Source organism: Streptomyces sp. SAS_272 (assembly GCF_052543235.1).
Genome location: NZ_JBMNDR010000002.1, coordinates 185,692 through 201,452, shown reverse-complemented (window position 1 = coordinate 201,452; position 15,761 = coordinate 185,692). Strand labels below are relative to the sequence as shown.

Sequence of the window (15,761 nt, the reverse complement as noted above, 5' to 3'; positions counted from 1 at the left end):
TCTGCCCCATGGCTACCGCTGCGAAGAAGCCCACCGAACAGGCGGAGTTGTTCAGCGCCTCCACCGCCAAGGAGATCCAGGCGATCCTGTGGAAGGCCGCCGACAAGCTGCGCGGCTCCATCGACGCCGCGCAGTACAAGGAGTTCGTCCTTGGTTTGATCTTCCTGAAGTACGTCTCCGACGCCTTCGACGAGCGCCGTTCCGAGCTCGCCGCGGAACTCGCCGATGACGGCATCACCGAGGACCGGATGGACGACTTCCTGGAGGACCGGGACGAGTACACCGGCGCCCACGTCTTCTGGGTGCCGGAGACCGCCCGTTGGACGTGGATCGCCACCCACGCCAAGAGCCAGGGCGTCGGCAAGCTCCTCGACGACGCGATGGACGCCGTCATGCGCGAGAACGCCTCGCTCACAGGCGTCCTGCCGAAGATCTTCAACCGCGACAACGTCGACCAGAAGCGTCTCGGCGAACTCGTCGACCTCATCAGCGACGCCCGCTTCGGCGGCAGTGGGGACAAGCCCGCGCAGGACGTGCTGGGCGAGGTGTACGAGTACTTCCTCGGCAACTTCGCGCGGGCCGAGGGCAAGCGGGGCGGCGAGTTCTACACCCCGCAGTCCGTCGTCCGGCTGATCGTGGAGATCCTGGAGCCGTACGAGGGCCGGGTGTACGACCCTGCCTGTGGCTCGGGCGGCATGTTCGTCCAGGCAGCCAAGTTCATCGAGGCGCACCAAGGGCGCGGCCACAAGGCGGACATCGCCGTCTACGGCCAGGAGCTCAACGAACGCACCTGGCGCCTGGGCAAGATGAACCTCGCCATCCACGGCATCGACGGCAACCTCGCCCCCCGCTGGGGCGACACCTTCGCCGACGACAAGCACCCCGACCTCAAGGCCGACTTCGTCATGGCTAACCCCCCGTTCAACATCAAGGACTGGGCGAGGGACGAGGGCGACCCGAGGTGGAAGTACGGGGTACCGCCCAAGGGCAACGCCAACTACGCCTGGCTCCAGCACATGATCGCCAAACTGGGCGAGCGGGGCACGGCCGGCATCGTCCTGGCCAATGGCTCCATGAGCTCCCAGCAGAGCGGAGAGGGCGAGATCCGTCAGGCGCTGGTCGAGGCTGACCTGGTCGCCTGCATGGTTGCGATGCCCTCCCAGCTGTTCCGCACGACGCAGATCCCGGCCTGCCTGTGGTTCCTGGCCAAGGACAAGACCCCGCAGGGCGCGAAGCGCCTGGACGACCGGCGCGGCGAGATCCTGTTCATCGACGCCCGGAACATGGGCGAGATGGTCGACCGTACGGAGCGGGTGCTGACGGAGGCCGACCTCGGAAAGATTGCCGGCGTCTATCACGCGTGGCGGGGAACGGCGTCGGCCCGTGAAGCGGGGCTGACGTACGAGGACGAACCCGGGTTCTGCTTTTCGGCCGACCTTGCGACGGTCCGGGAGCACGGGTACGTGCTGACGCCGGGGCGGTATGTGGGGGCCGCTGAGGCGGAGGAAGAGGGGGCTGAGGCGGTGGCGGAGCGGATCGCCTCGCTGACGGAGGAGTTGTACGGGCTGTTTGACAGGTCGGCGGAGCTGGAGACGGTGGTTCGGGAGCAGTTGGGGAGGGTCGATGTCTGACTGGACGCGTACAACGGTGGGAGATGTCGTCACACTGCAGCGCGGCTTCGACATCACCAAGGCGCAGCAGAATCCTGGCGAGGTTCCCGTGGTTTCCTCTGGGGGAATTAGCAGCTATCACGACGTGGCCATGGTTAAAGGCCCTGGTGTGGTCATGGGCCGTAAGGGAACTTTGGGAAAGGTTTTCTACCTGGACCATGATTACTGGCCGCACGACACCACGCTGTGGGTCAAGGATTTCAAAGGTAATGATCCCCGCTTCGTATACTTCTTCCTGGGAACGTTGAATTTCCTTTCTATGGATGTCGGATCCTCCAACCCGACACTGAATCGCAATCACGTCCACCCAGTTCCCGTCAATTGGCCGTCTTTGCGGGAGCAGCAGGGGATCGCAGCTGTGCTCGGGGCGCTGGACGACAAGATCGCCGTCAACGACCGCATCGCGGCCACGACCGTCGAGTTGGCCGACGCACAGTTCATCCGAGCGGTCAGCGGATTGGAGGTCGGCCAGGAGACCTTCGGATCCGTTGCCTCCGTCTCCGGCGGCGGCACCCCGAGCACCACGGTAGACGAATACTGGGGCGGCGAAGTGTATTGGACAACGCCGTCCGACGTGACAGCTCTCCCGTCCCCGTATCTATTTGAGACCAACCGAAGAATTACGGAGCTCGGTCTCGAAAACTGTGCCTCTCAGCTCTACCCCCCGCAATCGATCTTCATGACCTCGCGTGCGACGATTGGCGCCTTTGCTCTGCCTCAAGTACCTGCGGCTGTGAATCAGGGGTTCATCGTGGTGCTTCCGCCGAACGAGGGCATGCGGTGGTGGCTCCTGCATGAGATGCGCTCCCGAGTGGACGAAATGATCAGTCTTGCAAATGGCTCCACCTTCCTGGAGCTGAGTCGCAAAAACTTCAAAGCCATGCAGATCCGGCTGCCTGACACGGTGCAAGTTGAAGAATTTGCTCGGACGGTTGCGCCCTTGCACGCGGCTGCCGCTCAGGCGACCCAGGAGAACCGCGCACTCGCCGCCCTCCGCGACACCCTCCTCCCTCAGCTCATGTCCGGCCGCCTTCGCGTCAAAGACGCCGAGAAGATTGTCGAGGACCACGCATGACGCACGACGACGAGAGTGGAAGTAGAAGAAGCCACAACCACCGCCCCCTAGAAGCCGACTGGGAGCTGCTCGCCCTCGACGAGCTCGCCGAGCTGGCCTGGCTACCCGCCTCCGGCAACGAGTTCGCGCCCGGCTCCGGGCACCGTAAGTCCTGGGACGACCTGATCCTCTACCCCGATCTCCGCGAGGCGATCGAGCGGCTCAACCCCGAGCTGCCCCCGGACGCCGTACGCGACGCCATCGCCGCCGCGGCGACCCCGGAGTCGCAGGACACGTACGAGGAGAACCGCACCGCCCACGGATACCTGACCACCGGCATCCGCTCCGTCGTCTACACCGACGCCTTCGGCGCCGAGCACAACCCGACCGTCCGCCTCGTGGACCTGGCGGACCCGGACGGGAACACGTACCGCGCGCTGAACCAGGTCACCGTCGTCGACGGCGAGAAACGGCGCCGCTTCGACATCGTCCTGTACGTCAACGGACTCCCGCTCGCCGTTCTGGAGTTGAAGCGCGCCGGCGACGAGAGCGCCACGCTCCAGGACGCGCACTCCCAGGTCTCCCGGTACGTCAAGGAGTTCCCGACCGCTTTCCGCTACAACGCGGTGGTGCTGCTCTCCGACGGCATCACGGCGAAGTACGGCACGCCCTTCACCCCGTACGAGCACTTCGCGCCGTGGAACACGGACGAGACCGGGGCCCGCGTCGACCCGTTCACTGCGGACGGCGAGGGGGCGGCCGATTCGGGCCAGAATCTGGCGTTGCACGGGCTGTTCACCCAGCCCCGATTTCTCTCCCTGTGCCGGTCCTTCATCAACTTTGTGCCGTCCAAGCAGATGAAGCGCATCGCGAAGCCGCACCAGTACTTCGCGGTGACCCGGGCCGCGGAGAAGGTACGCGAAGCGGCAGCCGGGAACGGGAAGGCCGGTGTCGTCTGGCACACGCAGGGCTCGGGCAAGTCCGAGGAGATGGTGCTCACCACGGCGTTGGTGATGGGCGACCCGGCCCTGCTGAACCCGACCGTCGTCGTCATCACCGACCGCAACGACCTCGACGACCAGCTGTACTCCACCTTCCTGGAGAGCGAGATCCTCCCGGGGACGCCTCTCCAGGTCGCGACCCGGGCCAAACTGCGGGAGGAGCTCGCGGCCAAGCGGACCGGCGGCATCCTCTTCACCACCCTGCAGAAGTTCGGTAAGACCAAGGAAGAGAAGGAGTCGGGGGCCGACCACCCGCTGCTCTCCGACCGGCGCAACATCGTGGTCGTCGTCGACGAAGCCCACCGCAGCCACTACGACAACCTCGACGGCTACGCCCGTCACCTCCGCGACGCCCTCCCGCACGCCACGCTCCTCGCCTTCACCGGAACGCCGATCTCCGAGGCCGACCGCAACACCCGGCAGGTCTTCGGCGGTTACATCGACATCTACGACCTCAAGAGGGCCGCCGACGACGGCGCGACGGTCAAGGTCTTCCACGAGGGCCGTGTCATCAAGCTCGTCCTCGGTAAAGACGTCGACCCGACGAAGATCGACGAGGAGGCCGACCGCATCACCGACGGTCTCGACGACACCGAGCGCCGCCGGGTCGAGACGGCCGTAGCCACGATGAATGCCATGTACGGCTTGCCGGCCCGTGTCAGGGACCTCGCCGAGGACCTGGTGGCGCACTGGGAGGAGCGGCGCGAGCGGATGCGGCCGTTCATCGGCGTCTCCGAGAAGGGCGGGGCGGCCGGCAAGGCGATGGTCGTCTGCGCGACCCGCGAAATCTGTGTCCGCGTCTACGACGCCCTGCGCGAGCTGCGGCCGGAGTGGCACAGCGACGAGCCGTCTAAGGGCGCGATGAAGATCGTCTTCTCCTCGAACTCTCGCAAGGACGAGGACCACCTGCTCGACCACGCGCTGCCCGACGGCCAGCGCAAGGCGGTCATCAACCGCGCCAAGGACCCCGACGACGAGCTGGAGCTGCTCATCGTCAACAACATGCTGCTGACGGGCTTCGACGCCCCGCCGGTTCACACCATGTACCTCGACCGTCCGCTCAAGGGCGCCAACCTGATGCAGGCCCTCGCCCGGGTCAACCGCCGCTTCCGCGGCAAGGAGGACGGTCTGCTCGTCGGCTACGCGCCGCTGACGGAGAACCTACAGAAGGCGATCGCCGAGTACACGGACGCCGATCAGGAGGACCGCACCCTCGGCCAGGACCTCGACCGCGCACTGGACGAGCTGCGCAACGAGTACGACATCCTCAGCGACATCCTGCGCGGCTTCAACTGGCGTGCGCGCCTGGAACAGCCGACCGCCAAGGCGTTCGTCAACGCCGCGGGCGGGGCCGCCGAGTACCTCCGGAACCCGCGCACCCCTGGCAACGACCCGGAGAAGCTCGACGACCCCCGCCAGACCGTAGGCCGGCGCTTTCGCGAGCACTCCCACCGCCTGGAGCGCTTCTACGCGCTGACCGCCAGCGCCACGAACATCGGCGAGCGTTTCCCGGACCACCCGACCTGGCGCCGGGACATCCAGTTCTTCGTCGAGGTCCGCGCCTACATGGCCAAGCTCGACGCGGCGGAGCGCGAGGCGCGTGGCCTGCCCGTCGCCCGCGACGTCGAGCTGTACCTCGCCCAGCTGACCTCGTCCGTGGTCGAGACCGGCGGGATATCAGACCTGTTCGCCGAGGCCGGCCTGGAGATGGCCGACCTGACGCACCTCAACGACGCGCTAGTCGCCAAGCTCCAGGGCAGCGACACTCCCCACCTCGCGGCGGAGGCACTGCGGCGGCTCATCGAGCAGAAGATGCGCGAGGTCACGCGTCACAACATCGTCCGCCGCACGGCCTTCTCTGACCGCCTGCAGGACCTCATGATCCGGTACACGCGGCAGCAGTACACGAGCGCTGAACTCATCGCCAAGCTGGTCGAGATGGCCAAGGAGGTTGTCGAAGACGCCCGGCGCGGCGAGAAGTTCGATCCGCCGCTGAACTGGCGCGAGCTCGCCTTCTACGACGCCGTGGCCGAGCACCACTCGGCGCAGGAACTCATGGGCGATGAGATCCTGGCGAGCATCGCCCGCGACCTCGTCGCGGAGGTCCAGAAGAAACTCAAGCCCGACTGGATCGCCCGCGAGCCGGTCCGCGCAGGTCTCCGTAGCGCCATCAAGCGCCTGCTGGCTCGCCACGGCTACCCGCCGGACCGTCGCGCGGAGGCGGTGAACCTGGTCCTGAAGCAGATGGAGCACTTCGCCGACGAGTGGGCCACCACCGGTATGCCGGACAGCTGAGCTGCGCGGCCGCGTTGGTGCAAGAGCAGTGCACCCACATCCTGACCGGGTCGGGGCCGAGGTCTCCCGCCTTTGGAAGACCTCGGCCGCGGCCCGGCGATCACTCGCGAACTCCGACCACCTTTGACGGCGAGAAGCCACTTCAGGAGCGGACCATGGACAACGAGATTCAGCTGATCAGCGACGGGGATGGGCTGACAGTCACGGGGAGCGCGAAGGATGTCGAAAACTTCCTCGCTTCAGAGGGACTGCCGTCCAAGAGCCTCGGACCGCGATGGTACAAGTCCGTCTTCGCCACGGGTGCTGCAGTCGCAGAGGCAGGATCGGAGATCGCCGCCAACTCCGCTCACTGGGTGAAGCTGACCCCGAAATCGGCGCTGCTCCTCAAGAAGTATGGCCTGAGGGAGAGCGCGAAGACGGGGCTCAGCACGGGTGTGCTGAAGGGGCAGAAGGGTCAGATCAAGGGATTCCTCGAGTTCGCGCACGCGCCCCGATCGCTCCTGTCCAACCCGGCGACTCTTGCCAACGCCGGGAAGTTCATGGCGCAGGTTGCGATGCAACAGACCATGGACGAGATCACTGACTATCTCGCCGCGATCGACAAGAAGGTCGACGACGTACTGCGTGCCCAGAAGGACGCTGTGTTGGCCCGCATGATCGGAGTGGGCTTCGTGATCGAGGAGGCCATGACCATCCGAGAGAAGCGGGGCAGGGTCGACGAGGTCACTTGGTCGAAGGTGCACGCCGCGCCGGCGACGATCGCGGAGACGCAGGCGTACGCGCTGCGTCAACTCGACGCGCTCGCGGAGAACATGGAGCGTCAGACCAAGATCGGCGATCTCGCCACGATGGTCAAGGAGGCTGAGGGCATCGTTCGAGAATGGCTCGCCGTTCTGGCTCGCTGTTTCCAGTTGCAGGACGCGATCGCTGTACTCGAACTCGACAGGGTGCTGGACGCGTCCCCCGATGAGCTCAACGGGCATCGCCTCGGCCTGAAAGCCGCCCGGCAGGGCCGGCTGGAGCACATCTCGCGGAGCACCGAAACTCTGCTGGCCAGGATGGACGCCGCTGCTGGCGTGGCCAACGCGAAGGTGTTGCTGCACCCGACCACATCCCCGGCTGTGGTCCAGTCGAGCAACCAGGTCGCGACCGGCGTCCATGACTTTCACGTGCGGCTCGGAATCGAGTCCGGTGGCGACTCATCTGAGGCGAGGCGATGGACGGAAGCCGCCCTGGAGGTGAGGGACAGAGCGTTGGAAAAAGGAGTAAATGGTGTTGGTGCTGCCCGAAGCCTTGGCAACGAGACTCTCGACCGGGCCAACTCGGTGAAAAACAAGCTCTCCAGCGGTATCGCCGGGCGAGCGCGTCGTCTGCGCGGGAACGACGAGCAAGGCGAGAAGAAGACTGAGTGAGCGCCGACCATCCCGGTATGCTCAAAGGCGATGACCTCCTCGTCCGGCTCCAGCAGCGCTGGCCAGGTGGCGGCGATGGCCTCGGTAGCGCCGGCGGCGACCAGGACCTCGGTGCCGGGGTCGATGGAGAGGTCGTAGAAGCACCGTTGGTGGTCGGAGATCGCGGCGCGCAGTTCCGGGACGCCCGGGCCGGGCGGGTACTGGTTGCCCTTCCCCTCCCGCAGGGCGCGGACGGCGGCCTCGCGGGTCTCCTCGGGTCCGTCGGTGTCGGGGAAGCCGTGGCCAAGGTTGATCGCCCCCGTCGCGGTCGCCAGCGCCGACATCTCCGCGAAGATCGTCGTCCCGAGTCCGTCCAGCCTTCGGTTCAGCAGCGGCCTGGCGTCATGTCTCCACCGTTCTCACGCGGGTGCCTGTCGGCTCTCCGGGGACCATCCTGACTCATTGCCGGTCATGCCCCCGTGGTGCCGGCCCGCGGTGGGCGGGAGCAGGAATGCCCTGCTCTTCCGGCTCGGCTGTCGGTTCCCGGAGGATGCCGGCCTTCGCTGAGATGTCGCGCAGGAGCGCGTCCCGCATGGTGTGCAGCGTCGCGATCTTGGCGACCAGGAGCCGCGCAACGGCGTGCAGGGGGTCGGCCATCGAGTGGAAGTCGGTGCGCGTGAACCGATCCGGCCAGGTGACCTCCAGGCGCTTGAGGGCACCGGCGGAGATTTCCCGGCCGTTCTGGCCCTGCGCCAGCCGTGCGATGTCGCTGCTCCTACTCCTGAGTTCGTGGAGCAGCCACCAACTGTCCTCGTCCTCAATAGGTTGTACGGCCACGACGCCTCTGAGAGGTGTTGCTGGTCGGCGCGGAACAGCAATGTGTGCGCCGTCAGAACGGGTGCTCAGCATCAAGGTGCCGGGAGGATGTACCTCGCCGTCGTTCACTGGACTGCTCAGACGGAACCTCTGGACATGGGGCACAGGAAGGTCGTAGAGATCTTTAGGGGCGATTACATCGGTCACATCGGGGCTGGGTTCTGTGGGCAACGGGGGAAGCGAGCGTTCGGAACCTTTGCCCGTCTTCGGTTTGGCGACCTTCGCGAGCGGTCGTGTCTCCCACTGTGGAATCGTCGACGCCCAGTCGTCATGGAGTGCGTCGGCCAGTTCCACCGCCTTGCGCGCGGTCTCTTGGTAGAGGGCGGTCATCTCCTCGATGAGGCCGAAGGCTCGGTGGTATGCAGTGATGATGTCTGGCGGGGGTAGCGGAAACGGCATGCGGTGGAGGGTGTCGAGACTGATGGTGGGCTCGACATGTGCCGTCACGTCCTCGTCGATGTGGGCCTTTGCCGTGGGTGTCTGTAGCCAGATACGCAGCCACCGCACTATGTGCGGCTCAGCGCGAATGATGCCGATCGACCTGGTCGCTGTACTTCCCGCGTGCTCGGCGGTGACAAGTGCGGAATCGCCCACCCGTCGGACGAGTACGACAGCCAGGTCGCCCTCCCTGAGGGTTGCCCGGTTGGGCGGGGACGCGCCCGGCCGACACTCGTTGGCCCTGGGCGAGAGGATCCTGCCGTCCTGGACGAACGTCGAGCTGACGACTCCCGCAGCCTGATCAGCAGCCGCGTCGTCGAGGAAACCGGAAGTGGTGTAGATGCGCCTGCGGATCCGCTCGACTTTGATGGAGGTCGTCTGCCAAGCCGCTCTACCCGAGGCGACCTGGTCGGCATTGGCTTCCATCAGATCTCCTCCAAGATGTCCAGCAGTCGGAGTTCCAGGTCGCGCATCTGGTCGAACTGGTCGGCCAGTTCGAGCTTGAGCTGCTCGACCCGGCTCCGTGTGTCCCGCTCGGGGCTGGGAGGCTCCACGGCGTACGAAGTCGGCATGAGGCTGGACTCGCGGTTGGCGATCTCCTTGGTGGAGCAGCTTCGGGACCAGCCAGCTGCGTCGTTGTACGGCGCGGCCGTGGCACCGTTATCGAAGAGGCCACGCCAGGCCGCCAGGGTGGCCAGGATCAATGCCGTGTTCTTGTCGCCCAGCCTCCGTGCTCTCGAATCCGGGACCGGTTCGAAGGCTCGCCGCGCGTTGACGAACAGCACCTGCTCGCGACGGTCCCGGACACCCCAGCCGGGGCGCGCGCTCTTGTCCTTGTTGAGCACCCACAGACAGGCGGGGGCCTTGGTGTGACCAAACACGCGAGGCGGCAGAGCGATCACGCACTCGACTAGATCGTCACGCAGGAGGCGTTCGCGGAGCCTTCGGGTGACGGGTTGCCTGCTGTTGGCCACGCTGTCGGCCATCAGGAAGACGGCACGTCCGGTCGGAGCCAGCGCGTGCGCGATGTGCTGGATCCAGGCGGAGTTGGCGGACCCTCGGGACGGCGGTTCCTCCGTCCACCGGGGATCGACCGGCAGCGTGGGAGCCGACCGGCGGGTACTCTGCTCCGTCTTGTCCTCCGGTGCCCAGTCGCGCTGGTTGAAGGGAAGGTTGGCCAGGACGATGTCGTGGGGCTCGGGTTCGGGCTCCGCGAGGCTGTCCCCGGGCGGGAAGATGTGAGCCGTGATCCCCCGCACCGCGAAGTTCATGCGGGCCACCTGTGAGGTGTGGGCGTGCTGTTCCCTCCCCTGCAGGGACATAGTCGGGTGCAGCTCGACGCGTTCGCGGACATAGCAGTAACTCTCGACGAGCAGTCCCCCTGAACCGCAGACCGGGTCCAGCACTCTGTGCCCGTCGCGGGGGACAGCCGCACCGACCATGAGACGCGCCATGTCACCCGGCGTGAAGTAGTGACTGCCGTCAGCCTGGGTCTGGTTCGCCGAGAGGTCACTGAGGCACTGTTCAAGCAGGGACCCGACCCGCTGGGTGGAGCCGATGGCCTGGACGAGAGCGTGCAGTGATCCTTCGGAACCAGAGGGCGGAACGGGCATCAGGCTCCCCGTGCCCGCGTCGGCGCCCTGTTCATCGGCTGCGGGAAGCCAGTGGCTCAGACACTTGCTCACCGCAGCGCGGATTCCCGAATCGCGCCCTGCCGGCTGACCCAGCAACCACGACCATGTCGGTACGCCGGCGCCGGGAGCGGCGTGCGCGGTCCGGCTCAGGTACAGGAGCCCGAGGACGAGGCGAGTCGCGTCGTGGGCGTTCATCAGCCGCGAGAGGTGCGTGCGGTGTCGGCGCACCTTCGCGAGCACCTCGTCGAGCGAGGAGGCCCCCTCGGCCTGCACGTGCCCTCCAAGGGCACTCATGTCACTCACGAGCCCACCACACCCAGGGCGCCCATGACCACGATGAGGAGCGTCAGGGAGCCGGCGAAGGTCAATGCTCCGGTCTTGAAGGCCGCCGCCGGACGCCCTCCCTCGAAGATGGTCATGACACTGCCGGCCAGAGCGGCGACAAGCGCCGTGAGGACCGCGATGATCACGTACATCAGTTTCAGTTGCACGTGGTTCCTTCCTGAGGTCGGGGGATCTCCCAGTGGACGAGTGAGCCGGTGATCCCTGGCTTCAGGAAGGACAGTAGAAGACGTAGGCCGCGCGCTGCTGGGTGCACGCCATTTGGGATTTCTCTAAGCGCGTGCCCAAGATACAAGCACTTCAGGCAAGTGCACGTCGTTTGGGAGTCAAGACAACGAGTCGGCGAGAAGGCGTATCCGGGCCTTCGACTCACGATCCGAATGGGTAGGCGAAAAAGCCTTGACCCAGATCAGTGGACGCTCTGCGCAGGTACTGCGTCCAGGACGCCTCGACGATGCCGTCCCATGACCACCAAAGCGGCCTGGTGCGAGCCGGATCTCGCCTGCGCCGCCTACGCCGCGTCAGCTGCCTCCGTCGCATCCGCAATCTGAAGCAGCCGGGCCAACTCTTCCCGCCCGCGCCTGATCAATTCGAAGGCCACCACCGGATCCATGTCCGACGGCAGCGGAGTATCGGTGAGGAGATCCGTAAAGGTGTACCTGCCGAGCAGCCACCGCTGCAGCGCCCGCCAGTCGGCACCCCGGTCAAGCGGTAGGCCGTCCGCCCACGGCAATGCCTCGTACTGGGTACCGTCGATGCCGTTGGCGTGGAGTAGCCCGGAGCGGCGCACGAGGCACGGGAAGCAGACGCCGCAGTTGGCGATGGGAGGGCCGCCGCTTCGGCGGGTTGGCGGCTTGCCGCAGCTCAGGGTGGACTCCAGGTCGGACGGCCTGAGCCCCGCATCACGTCCGGCCTTGCACACCTCGCCTTTCGTAAGCTGCGCCAAGGGGTTGATCACCTGCACCGCACTCTCCGTGTCACTCACGGCAGTCACCAAGGCGTTGAGACTGGCCAGCGTCCGCGGGTGTACGGAGCGCGTGGAGCAAGCGGCCGAACGTGCTGGTGTCAGCGGCGGATTGAGGGCGAGTTGGCCGTTCTCGGGGATGTGGACGGTACCCACCCCGTGCGCGGTGGCCGCGCGGATCGCGCCCGCCGCGTACAGCAGACCACGTGTACGGGAGGAGGTCTCCAGCCGCGACCCCGAGCCGTCGCCCGCCGGGGTCTGGCTCATCGGCAACAGCAGCACCGGTCGTGTTCCGCCCAGTCGTTCGACGGCCTTGTACACCCGCTGCTGGAGCCGCAGCAGGCCGATCTCGCGGAACATCACGAGCAGCAGCGGTCGGGAGTCGTCAGCGCGCGAACGGGTGGCGGCCCAGCTGAGCGAATCCAGTCCACCGGAGAACAAGGCGACTTCCGAGGCGCGCGGGTCGTCCGGAGAGACCAGTGCCTCTTCGACGTAGTGACCGGTGAGAGGCCGGAAGTCCACATTCCATAGGTCCCCGGTGAGGACTTGGAGGAGCGCAGTGAGGTGGGTACGGACTGCTGCGCTTCCCCATCGCTCGTGTTCTGTTACGGGTACGGCGAGGCTGATACGACGGGTCCACCGATCCCGTACTCCGGTCCGGCGTACGTATTTGTCGGCGATGAACGCAGCCCTGGCGACGCGGAACAGATCCTCGGCCCAGTCGGGGACGGGACCGGGCAGATGGTGCCGACCAGTGATGCGGCGCTCCTTTTCCTGGAAGGCTTCTTCGCCGATCTCCGTCCAGCGGTCGCCACGAGGTCGGTCGCCCTGCGGGCCACGCCACCACAGGAAGTCGTCGGAATCGGTCACGCCGCAGCTCCCTCCGCTCCGGTGGTCTCCTCAGTGATCAGGCCCAGCACCTTTCCGACCGCCCGCGGTACCAATAACTCGGCGATCTTGGGCAGTGCAGCCGCCGGATCCTGTACAGCGCCCACCACCGACTGCGCGGTGTCCACAGCCTGCGCAAGGTCCGTCGCTTCGGCGGACTCCTCACAGGGATTCGGCACCAGGTCCACCACTTTCTCCGCGACCCAGTCAGCGATCCTGCTTTCCGGATCGGTCGCGATGAGCACAGGGACCGCCAACTTGACGTGCTCGGCGACAACGGACCTGAGGAACTCCCCCAGCATGTCTGCGAAGAACACCTGGTAGAGGTCGCACAGGATGTCCCAAGTGAAGCCACCGCCGGCTGCGCCTCCGCTCATGGCGTCGTCCAGCTCGGGATGTCTGCTCCGGACATCGCGGACCGCCGCGGCCATCCCCCTGCGCACCGCGGCGTCGGCGAGTGTGCCGCCGTCCCCTCCGACCTCCGACACGAGACGCGCGACGAGCACGTCCTCCGACTCAGCGCCCTCCGTGGCTAGCGATCCGAGAGCCCCGGCCAGCCGTTCGCCGGCCGCACAGGCCGTGTCGTACAACCCGAAGGCCGATCGATCGGCACGGAGTGTCTCGTGCAGGGCGCTCAGGTGGTCCGCCGCGATCTCCTCCAGCCGCTGATCCGCGTTGCGCGAGTCATCCCGCCAGCGCGCCAGCCGCCTCCCGGCGGCGCTCCACGGATCGCCGTTCGGCCCCTTCCATCGCGTGGATGTCCCCACATCGCCCCCAACGATGGTGCTCCAACCTGCACTTCGTCCATGGCATCAGACCGGACGATCCCCAGGTAGGGCGGGACTCGGCCAGGCCCTCAGGGACCAGCCAGGTGCTGAAACAGCCGGGGGCATCACTTCCCGTGACACCTACACCTAGAAGCGTGACCAGCCGTAGCGCTGAGTCACAGACATCACGCAGATCCCCGTTCAGGGCAGGTGCCGGGCTGGCAAGATTGCCCCTTGCGTCATATGCCCTGTTGTTCATGCCCTCTGTAGAGGGCTCGCTGACGGCGTATCAAATCATCCACCTCCGGCTGCCCGCACCGGACGCCATCAGTCGCCTGAAGCCGCTTGCGATCCGAGCCCGGTCGCAAGTTGTCATCCGGCACACGGGCAGCCGGCAAACGGGGCGGCCACGCCAGCATGGATTCCGAGGTCGTGCACAGGAACCCGGCGCAGCGGAGGATGAAGCCCATGGCCAAGCTCACTGAGGAGCAGAAGCGGCAACGAGCCGCCAAGCGTGCTCTGCGCTCGGCCCTCGAAGCCGAAGCGGATGACCGGCGGCGCCGTGAGCGGGATGAGCAGTGGGAGCGAGAAGGTACACGCCTCAGCTGGGCGGAGTACGTGGCTGGTGAGCCCTGCCGCGGTTGCGGACTGCCCATGACGGATGGGCTGGGGAGCTGGCCACCCCTCCTGAAGTTGTCCGAGGCGGAGAAGCTCGAATACGAGGAAGCCAACCAGAAGTTCCGGGAGCGGCACGTCGACTGCCGGGACGCCCGGTGGACCGTCAGCGGTTCTCGGGTAACGCACTGCTGTTTCTGCTGCCCACCACCGCCGATGGGGCCGAAGCAGATGGAGAAGCTCGCCAGGCTGTTCGCTTCCTGGCCCTCACGGGAGGAACGCACGAAGGACCTCGATAGTTGGGATCTCACTCTCCGTTGCGACCACGTGGTGCCTTACATTCAGCATCGCGAGAACACCCGCGTCTCCGCCCGCGTCGTCGACTGCCCAGAGTGCGGAGAGCGTCGCGGCGTAGTGAGCAGTGAGCGAGTAGGGCCCGCGTACCGCGATGACGGGACCATCCGTGAGCGGGCGGCAGCTGATCGAGAGCGGCTCGCCCGGGAACTGGCAGCCGCCGAGGCGAAGCTGACCCGTCAGCAGAAGAACGCGGCGGCAACCCAACAACGCATCGCCGAACTCCAGGAAGAGCTCGGCAGTGAACCTTGATGAGACGAAGCGCAGGCAGCGATGCGAGGTCATTCCCCGCATCGATTCCAATGGGTTACCGGCGCCGGGAGCCCTCGGGTATCGAGGCGTCAGGACTCAGCAGTCGAATCACGCCCCGGCCAGTGCTTCGGCGGGGCGACGGCCGGGTCCGTGATCTGGAGGCGCTTCTGCCGGGTCGGGTCGATCGACGTCAGAGAGACGAGACGCTGGCCGTCAGCTGCTTCGAGTTCGGACAGGGCGTGAGGAAGGGCCGCGCAGACAGTGGCGATCGCCGTGCCCAGGCCCACCAGGCCACCGTGCTTGTTGTTCTGGCGGTACTCGATGCGATGCAGGCCCGACTGTGCGATGGCCGCCACTTCGAGTGGCCGGCTGAGCTGCTTGGTGTCGTTGGTGATGACGACCTCGAAGCCGTCGGCCTTGGCCTTGGCGTACAGCTCGATGTCCTTCGTGCCCGTCCAGCCCTTGAGGTCGTGGACGTGAACGACTTCATGGGCCTTCAGCAGGATGCGCACGATCTCGGCCATGGGGCGCGGCACGTTCTCGTCGAGCAGCAGTTTCAAGCGACGACCTGCCGGGGCTCGCTGCTGCCATAGCTGTCGACGTACTCGCTGAAGTCGGCGGCGTCCCGGGCGGCCTCTGCCGTCACCCCTGGGTAGAACTCACCGATCTGGTCCGGCGGGATGCCGTCTCTTACGAGGGCAGCGACATCTGACGCCGGGATCCTGGTGCCTTGGATGACCGGTTCTCCGCCGCGGACCGACGCGTCGACCGCGACGTGCTCACGGGGAGTGAGCAGAGCGGGAATGCTACGGCCGTCCTTATAGAAGGGCGCGAGAACATCCACCATCTGGTGGATGACCACGTTGCCCCCCTTGATCAGGTCTACGGCATGGTCGGGTTCAGCCAGATAGATCGTGTCCGGACCCGCGACAAGTTTGTACGAGGAGAGGTGCTTCGACTCGCCGAGATCTTCCCGGAGCGTGTTCAGCGCACGGCGGATCTTCTGCAACGAAGCCTCTTCGCGCAGTTGCACACAGATACGGAGTGCGACAACGTCGCGGAACGAGTAGAGGATCGGCCTCTCACTGGAGATCTCGGGCACGAGCACGGAGCCCTTGGGCCCGGAGGCTCGGCGCCAGTGGGACAGCTGGCGCAGCGTCGCGCCGGAAAGAGCCGCGGCGAGTTTGGGTTCGTACGACACCGCGTGCCTCCTTCCGTCT

General features: G+C 66.3%; 12 protein-coding genes and 1 pseudogene. 5 read left to right on the top strand and 8 right to left on the bottom strand.

Translation table 11 applies throughout. The features are described 5' to 3' along the window. Nucleotides 1–8: 8 nt before the first annotated feature. From ACN6LD_RS02500 to ACN6LD_RS02485, 4 genes are all read left to right on the top strand, one after another. Nucleotides 9–1,631 carry a class I SAM-dependent DNA methyltransferase gene (locus tag ACN6LD_RS02500; RefSeq protein WP_445042383.1) on the top strand — a complete coding sequence of 541 codons (1,623 nt, stop codon included), beginning with the start codon at nt 9–11 and terminating at the stop codon, nt 1,629–1,631. Further along, on the top strand, nt 1,624–2,745 hold the full coding sequence (locus ACN6LD_RS02495; protein ID WP_445042382.1) for a restriction endonuclease subunit S: 1,122 nt from the start codon (nt 1,624–1,626) through the stop codon (nt 2,743–2,745). The genes ACN6LD_RS02500 and ACN6LD_RS02495 overlap by 8 nt, the downstream gene beginning before the upstream one ends. Next, complete coding sequence (locus ACN6LD_RS02490; RefSeq protein ID WP_445042381.1) at nt 2,742–6,020, top strand: type I restriction endonuclease subunit R; 3,279 nt, start codon at nt 2,742–2,744, stop codon at nt 6,018–6,020. Before ACN6LD_RS02495 ends, ACN6LD_RS02490 begins: the two co-directional genes overlap by 4 nt. 155 nt (nt 6,021–6,175) lie before the next feature. Further along, nucleotides 6,176–7,432, top strand: coding sequence for a hypothetical protein (locus ACN6LD_RS02485; protein WP_445042380.1), 1,257 nt, complete (start codon nt 6,176–6,178; stop codon nt 7,430–7,432). A 20-nt stretch (nt 7,433–7,452) separates the two neighbouring features. Here the strand turns inward: ACN6LD_RS02485 and ACN6LD_RS02480 are convergent. The 6 genes and pseudogenes from ACN6LD_RS02480 to ACN6LD_RS02455 all read right to left on the bottom strand — a co-directional run. Continuing rightward, a pseudogene (locus tag ACN6LD_RS02480) lies at nt 7,453–7,755 on the bottom strand (aminotransferase class I/II-fold pyridoxal phosphate-dependent enzyme); the annotation flags it as partial. A 115-nt stretch (nt 7,756–7,870) separates the two neighbouring features. Then, nucleotides 7,871–9,151: a restriction endonuclease subunit S gene (locus tag ACN6LD_RS02475; protein ID WP_256904174.1), complete on the bottom strand. Its 1,281-nt coding sequence runs from the start codon at nt 9,149–9,151 to the stop codon at nt 7,871–7,873. Further along, a complete protein-coding gene (locus tag ACN6LD_RS02470; protein WP_256904175.1) occupies nt 9,151–10,653 on the bottom strand; it encodes an N-6 DNA methylase in 1,503 nt (500 codons plus the stop codon). The genes ACN6LD_RS02475 and ACN6LD_RS02470 overlap by 1 nt, the downstream gene beginning before the upstream one ends. 5 nt (nt 10,654–10,658) lie before the next feature. Beyond that, nucleotides 10,659–10,850, bottom strand: a complete 192-nt coding sequence (locus ACN6LD_RS02465; protein WP_256904176.1) for a hypothetical protein — start codon at nt 10,848–10,850, stop codon at nt 10,659–10,661. 362 nt (nt 10,851–11,212) lie between these two features. Then, nucleotides 11,213–12,535, bottom strand: a complete 1,323-nt coding sequence (locus tag ACN6LD_RS02460; RefSeq protein WP_256904177.1) for a 7-cyano-7-deazaguanine synthase — start codon at nt 12,533–12,535, stop codon at nt 11,213–11,215. Then, the gene (locus ACN6LD_RS02455) at nt 12,532–13,320 is read right to left on the bottom strand and encodes a hypothetical protein (RefSeq protein WP_256904178.1); all 789 of its coding nucleotides are present in this window, start codon (nt 13,318–13,320) and stop codon (nt 12,532–12,534) included. The genes ACN6LD_RS02460 and ACN6LD_RS02455 overlap by 4 nt, the downstream gene beginning before the upstream one ends. Nucleotides 13,321–13,788: 468 nt before the next feature. Here ACN6LD_RS02455 and ACN6LD_RS02450 point away from each other — a divergent pair, with 468 nt between their 5' ends. Beyond that, nucleotides 13,789–14,541, top strand: coding sequence for a hypothetical protein (locus tag ACN6LD_RS02450; RefSeq protein WP_256904179.1), 753 nt, complete (start codon nt 13,789–13,791; stop codon nt 14,539–14,541). 89 nt (nt 14,542–14,630) lie between these two features. Here the strand turns inward: ACN6LD_RS02450 and ACN6LD_RS02445 are convergent, their stop codons facing one another. Both ACN6LD_RS02445 and ACN6LD_RS02440 read right to left on the bottom strand, forming a co-directional pair. Then, entirely contained in the window at nt 14,631–15,101 is a 471-nt protein-coding gene (locus ACN6LD_RS02445) for a DUF5615 family PIN-like protein (protein ID WP_256904180.1), read from the bottom strand. Further along, complete coding sequence (locus ACN6LD_RS02440; RefSeq protein ID WP_128802521.1) at nt 15,098–15,742, bottom strand: DUF433 domain-containing protein; 645 nt, start codon at nt 15,740–15,742, stop codon at nt 15,098–15,100. The genes ACN6LD_RS02445 and ACN6LD_RS02440 overlap by 4 nt, the downstream gene beginning before the upstream one ends. Nucleotides 15,743–15,761: the final 19 nt, after the last annotated feature.

Excerpts from the sequence above, each read along its gene's own strand:
- ACN6LD_RS02500 (WP_445042383.1), top strand. The coding sequence starts at position 9 with ATGGCTACCGCTGCGAAGAAGCCCACCGAACAGGCGGAGTTGTTCAGC.
- ACN6LD_RS02495 (WP_445042382.1), top strand. The coding sequence starts at position 1,624 with ATGTCTGACTGGACGCGTACAACGGTGGGAGATGTCGTCACACTGCAG.
- ACN6LD_RS02485 (WP_445042380.1), top strand. The coding sequence starts at position 6,176 with ATGGACAACGAGATTCAGCTGATCAGCGACGGGGATGGGCTGACAGTC.
- ACN6LD_RS02490 (WP_445042381.1), top strand. The coding sequence starts at position 2,742 with ATGACGCACGACGACGAGAGTGGAAGTAGAAGAAGCCACAACCACCGC.
- ACN6LD_RS02450 (WP_256904179.1), top strand. The coding sequence starts at position 13,789 with ATGGCCAAGCTCACTGAGGAGCAGAAGCGGCAACGAGCCGCCAAGCGT.
- ACN6LD_RS02475 (WP_256904174.1), bottom strand. The coding sequence starts at position 9,151 with ATGGAAGCCAATGCCGACCAGGTCGCCTCGGGTAGAGCGGCTTGGCAG.
- ACN6LD_RS02470 (WP_256904175.1), bottom strand. The coding sequence starts at position 10,653 with ATGAGTGCCCTTGGAGGGCACGTGCAGGCCGAGGGGGCCTCCTCGCTC.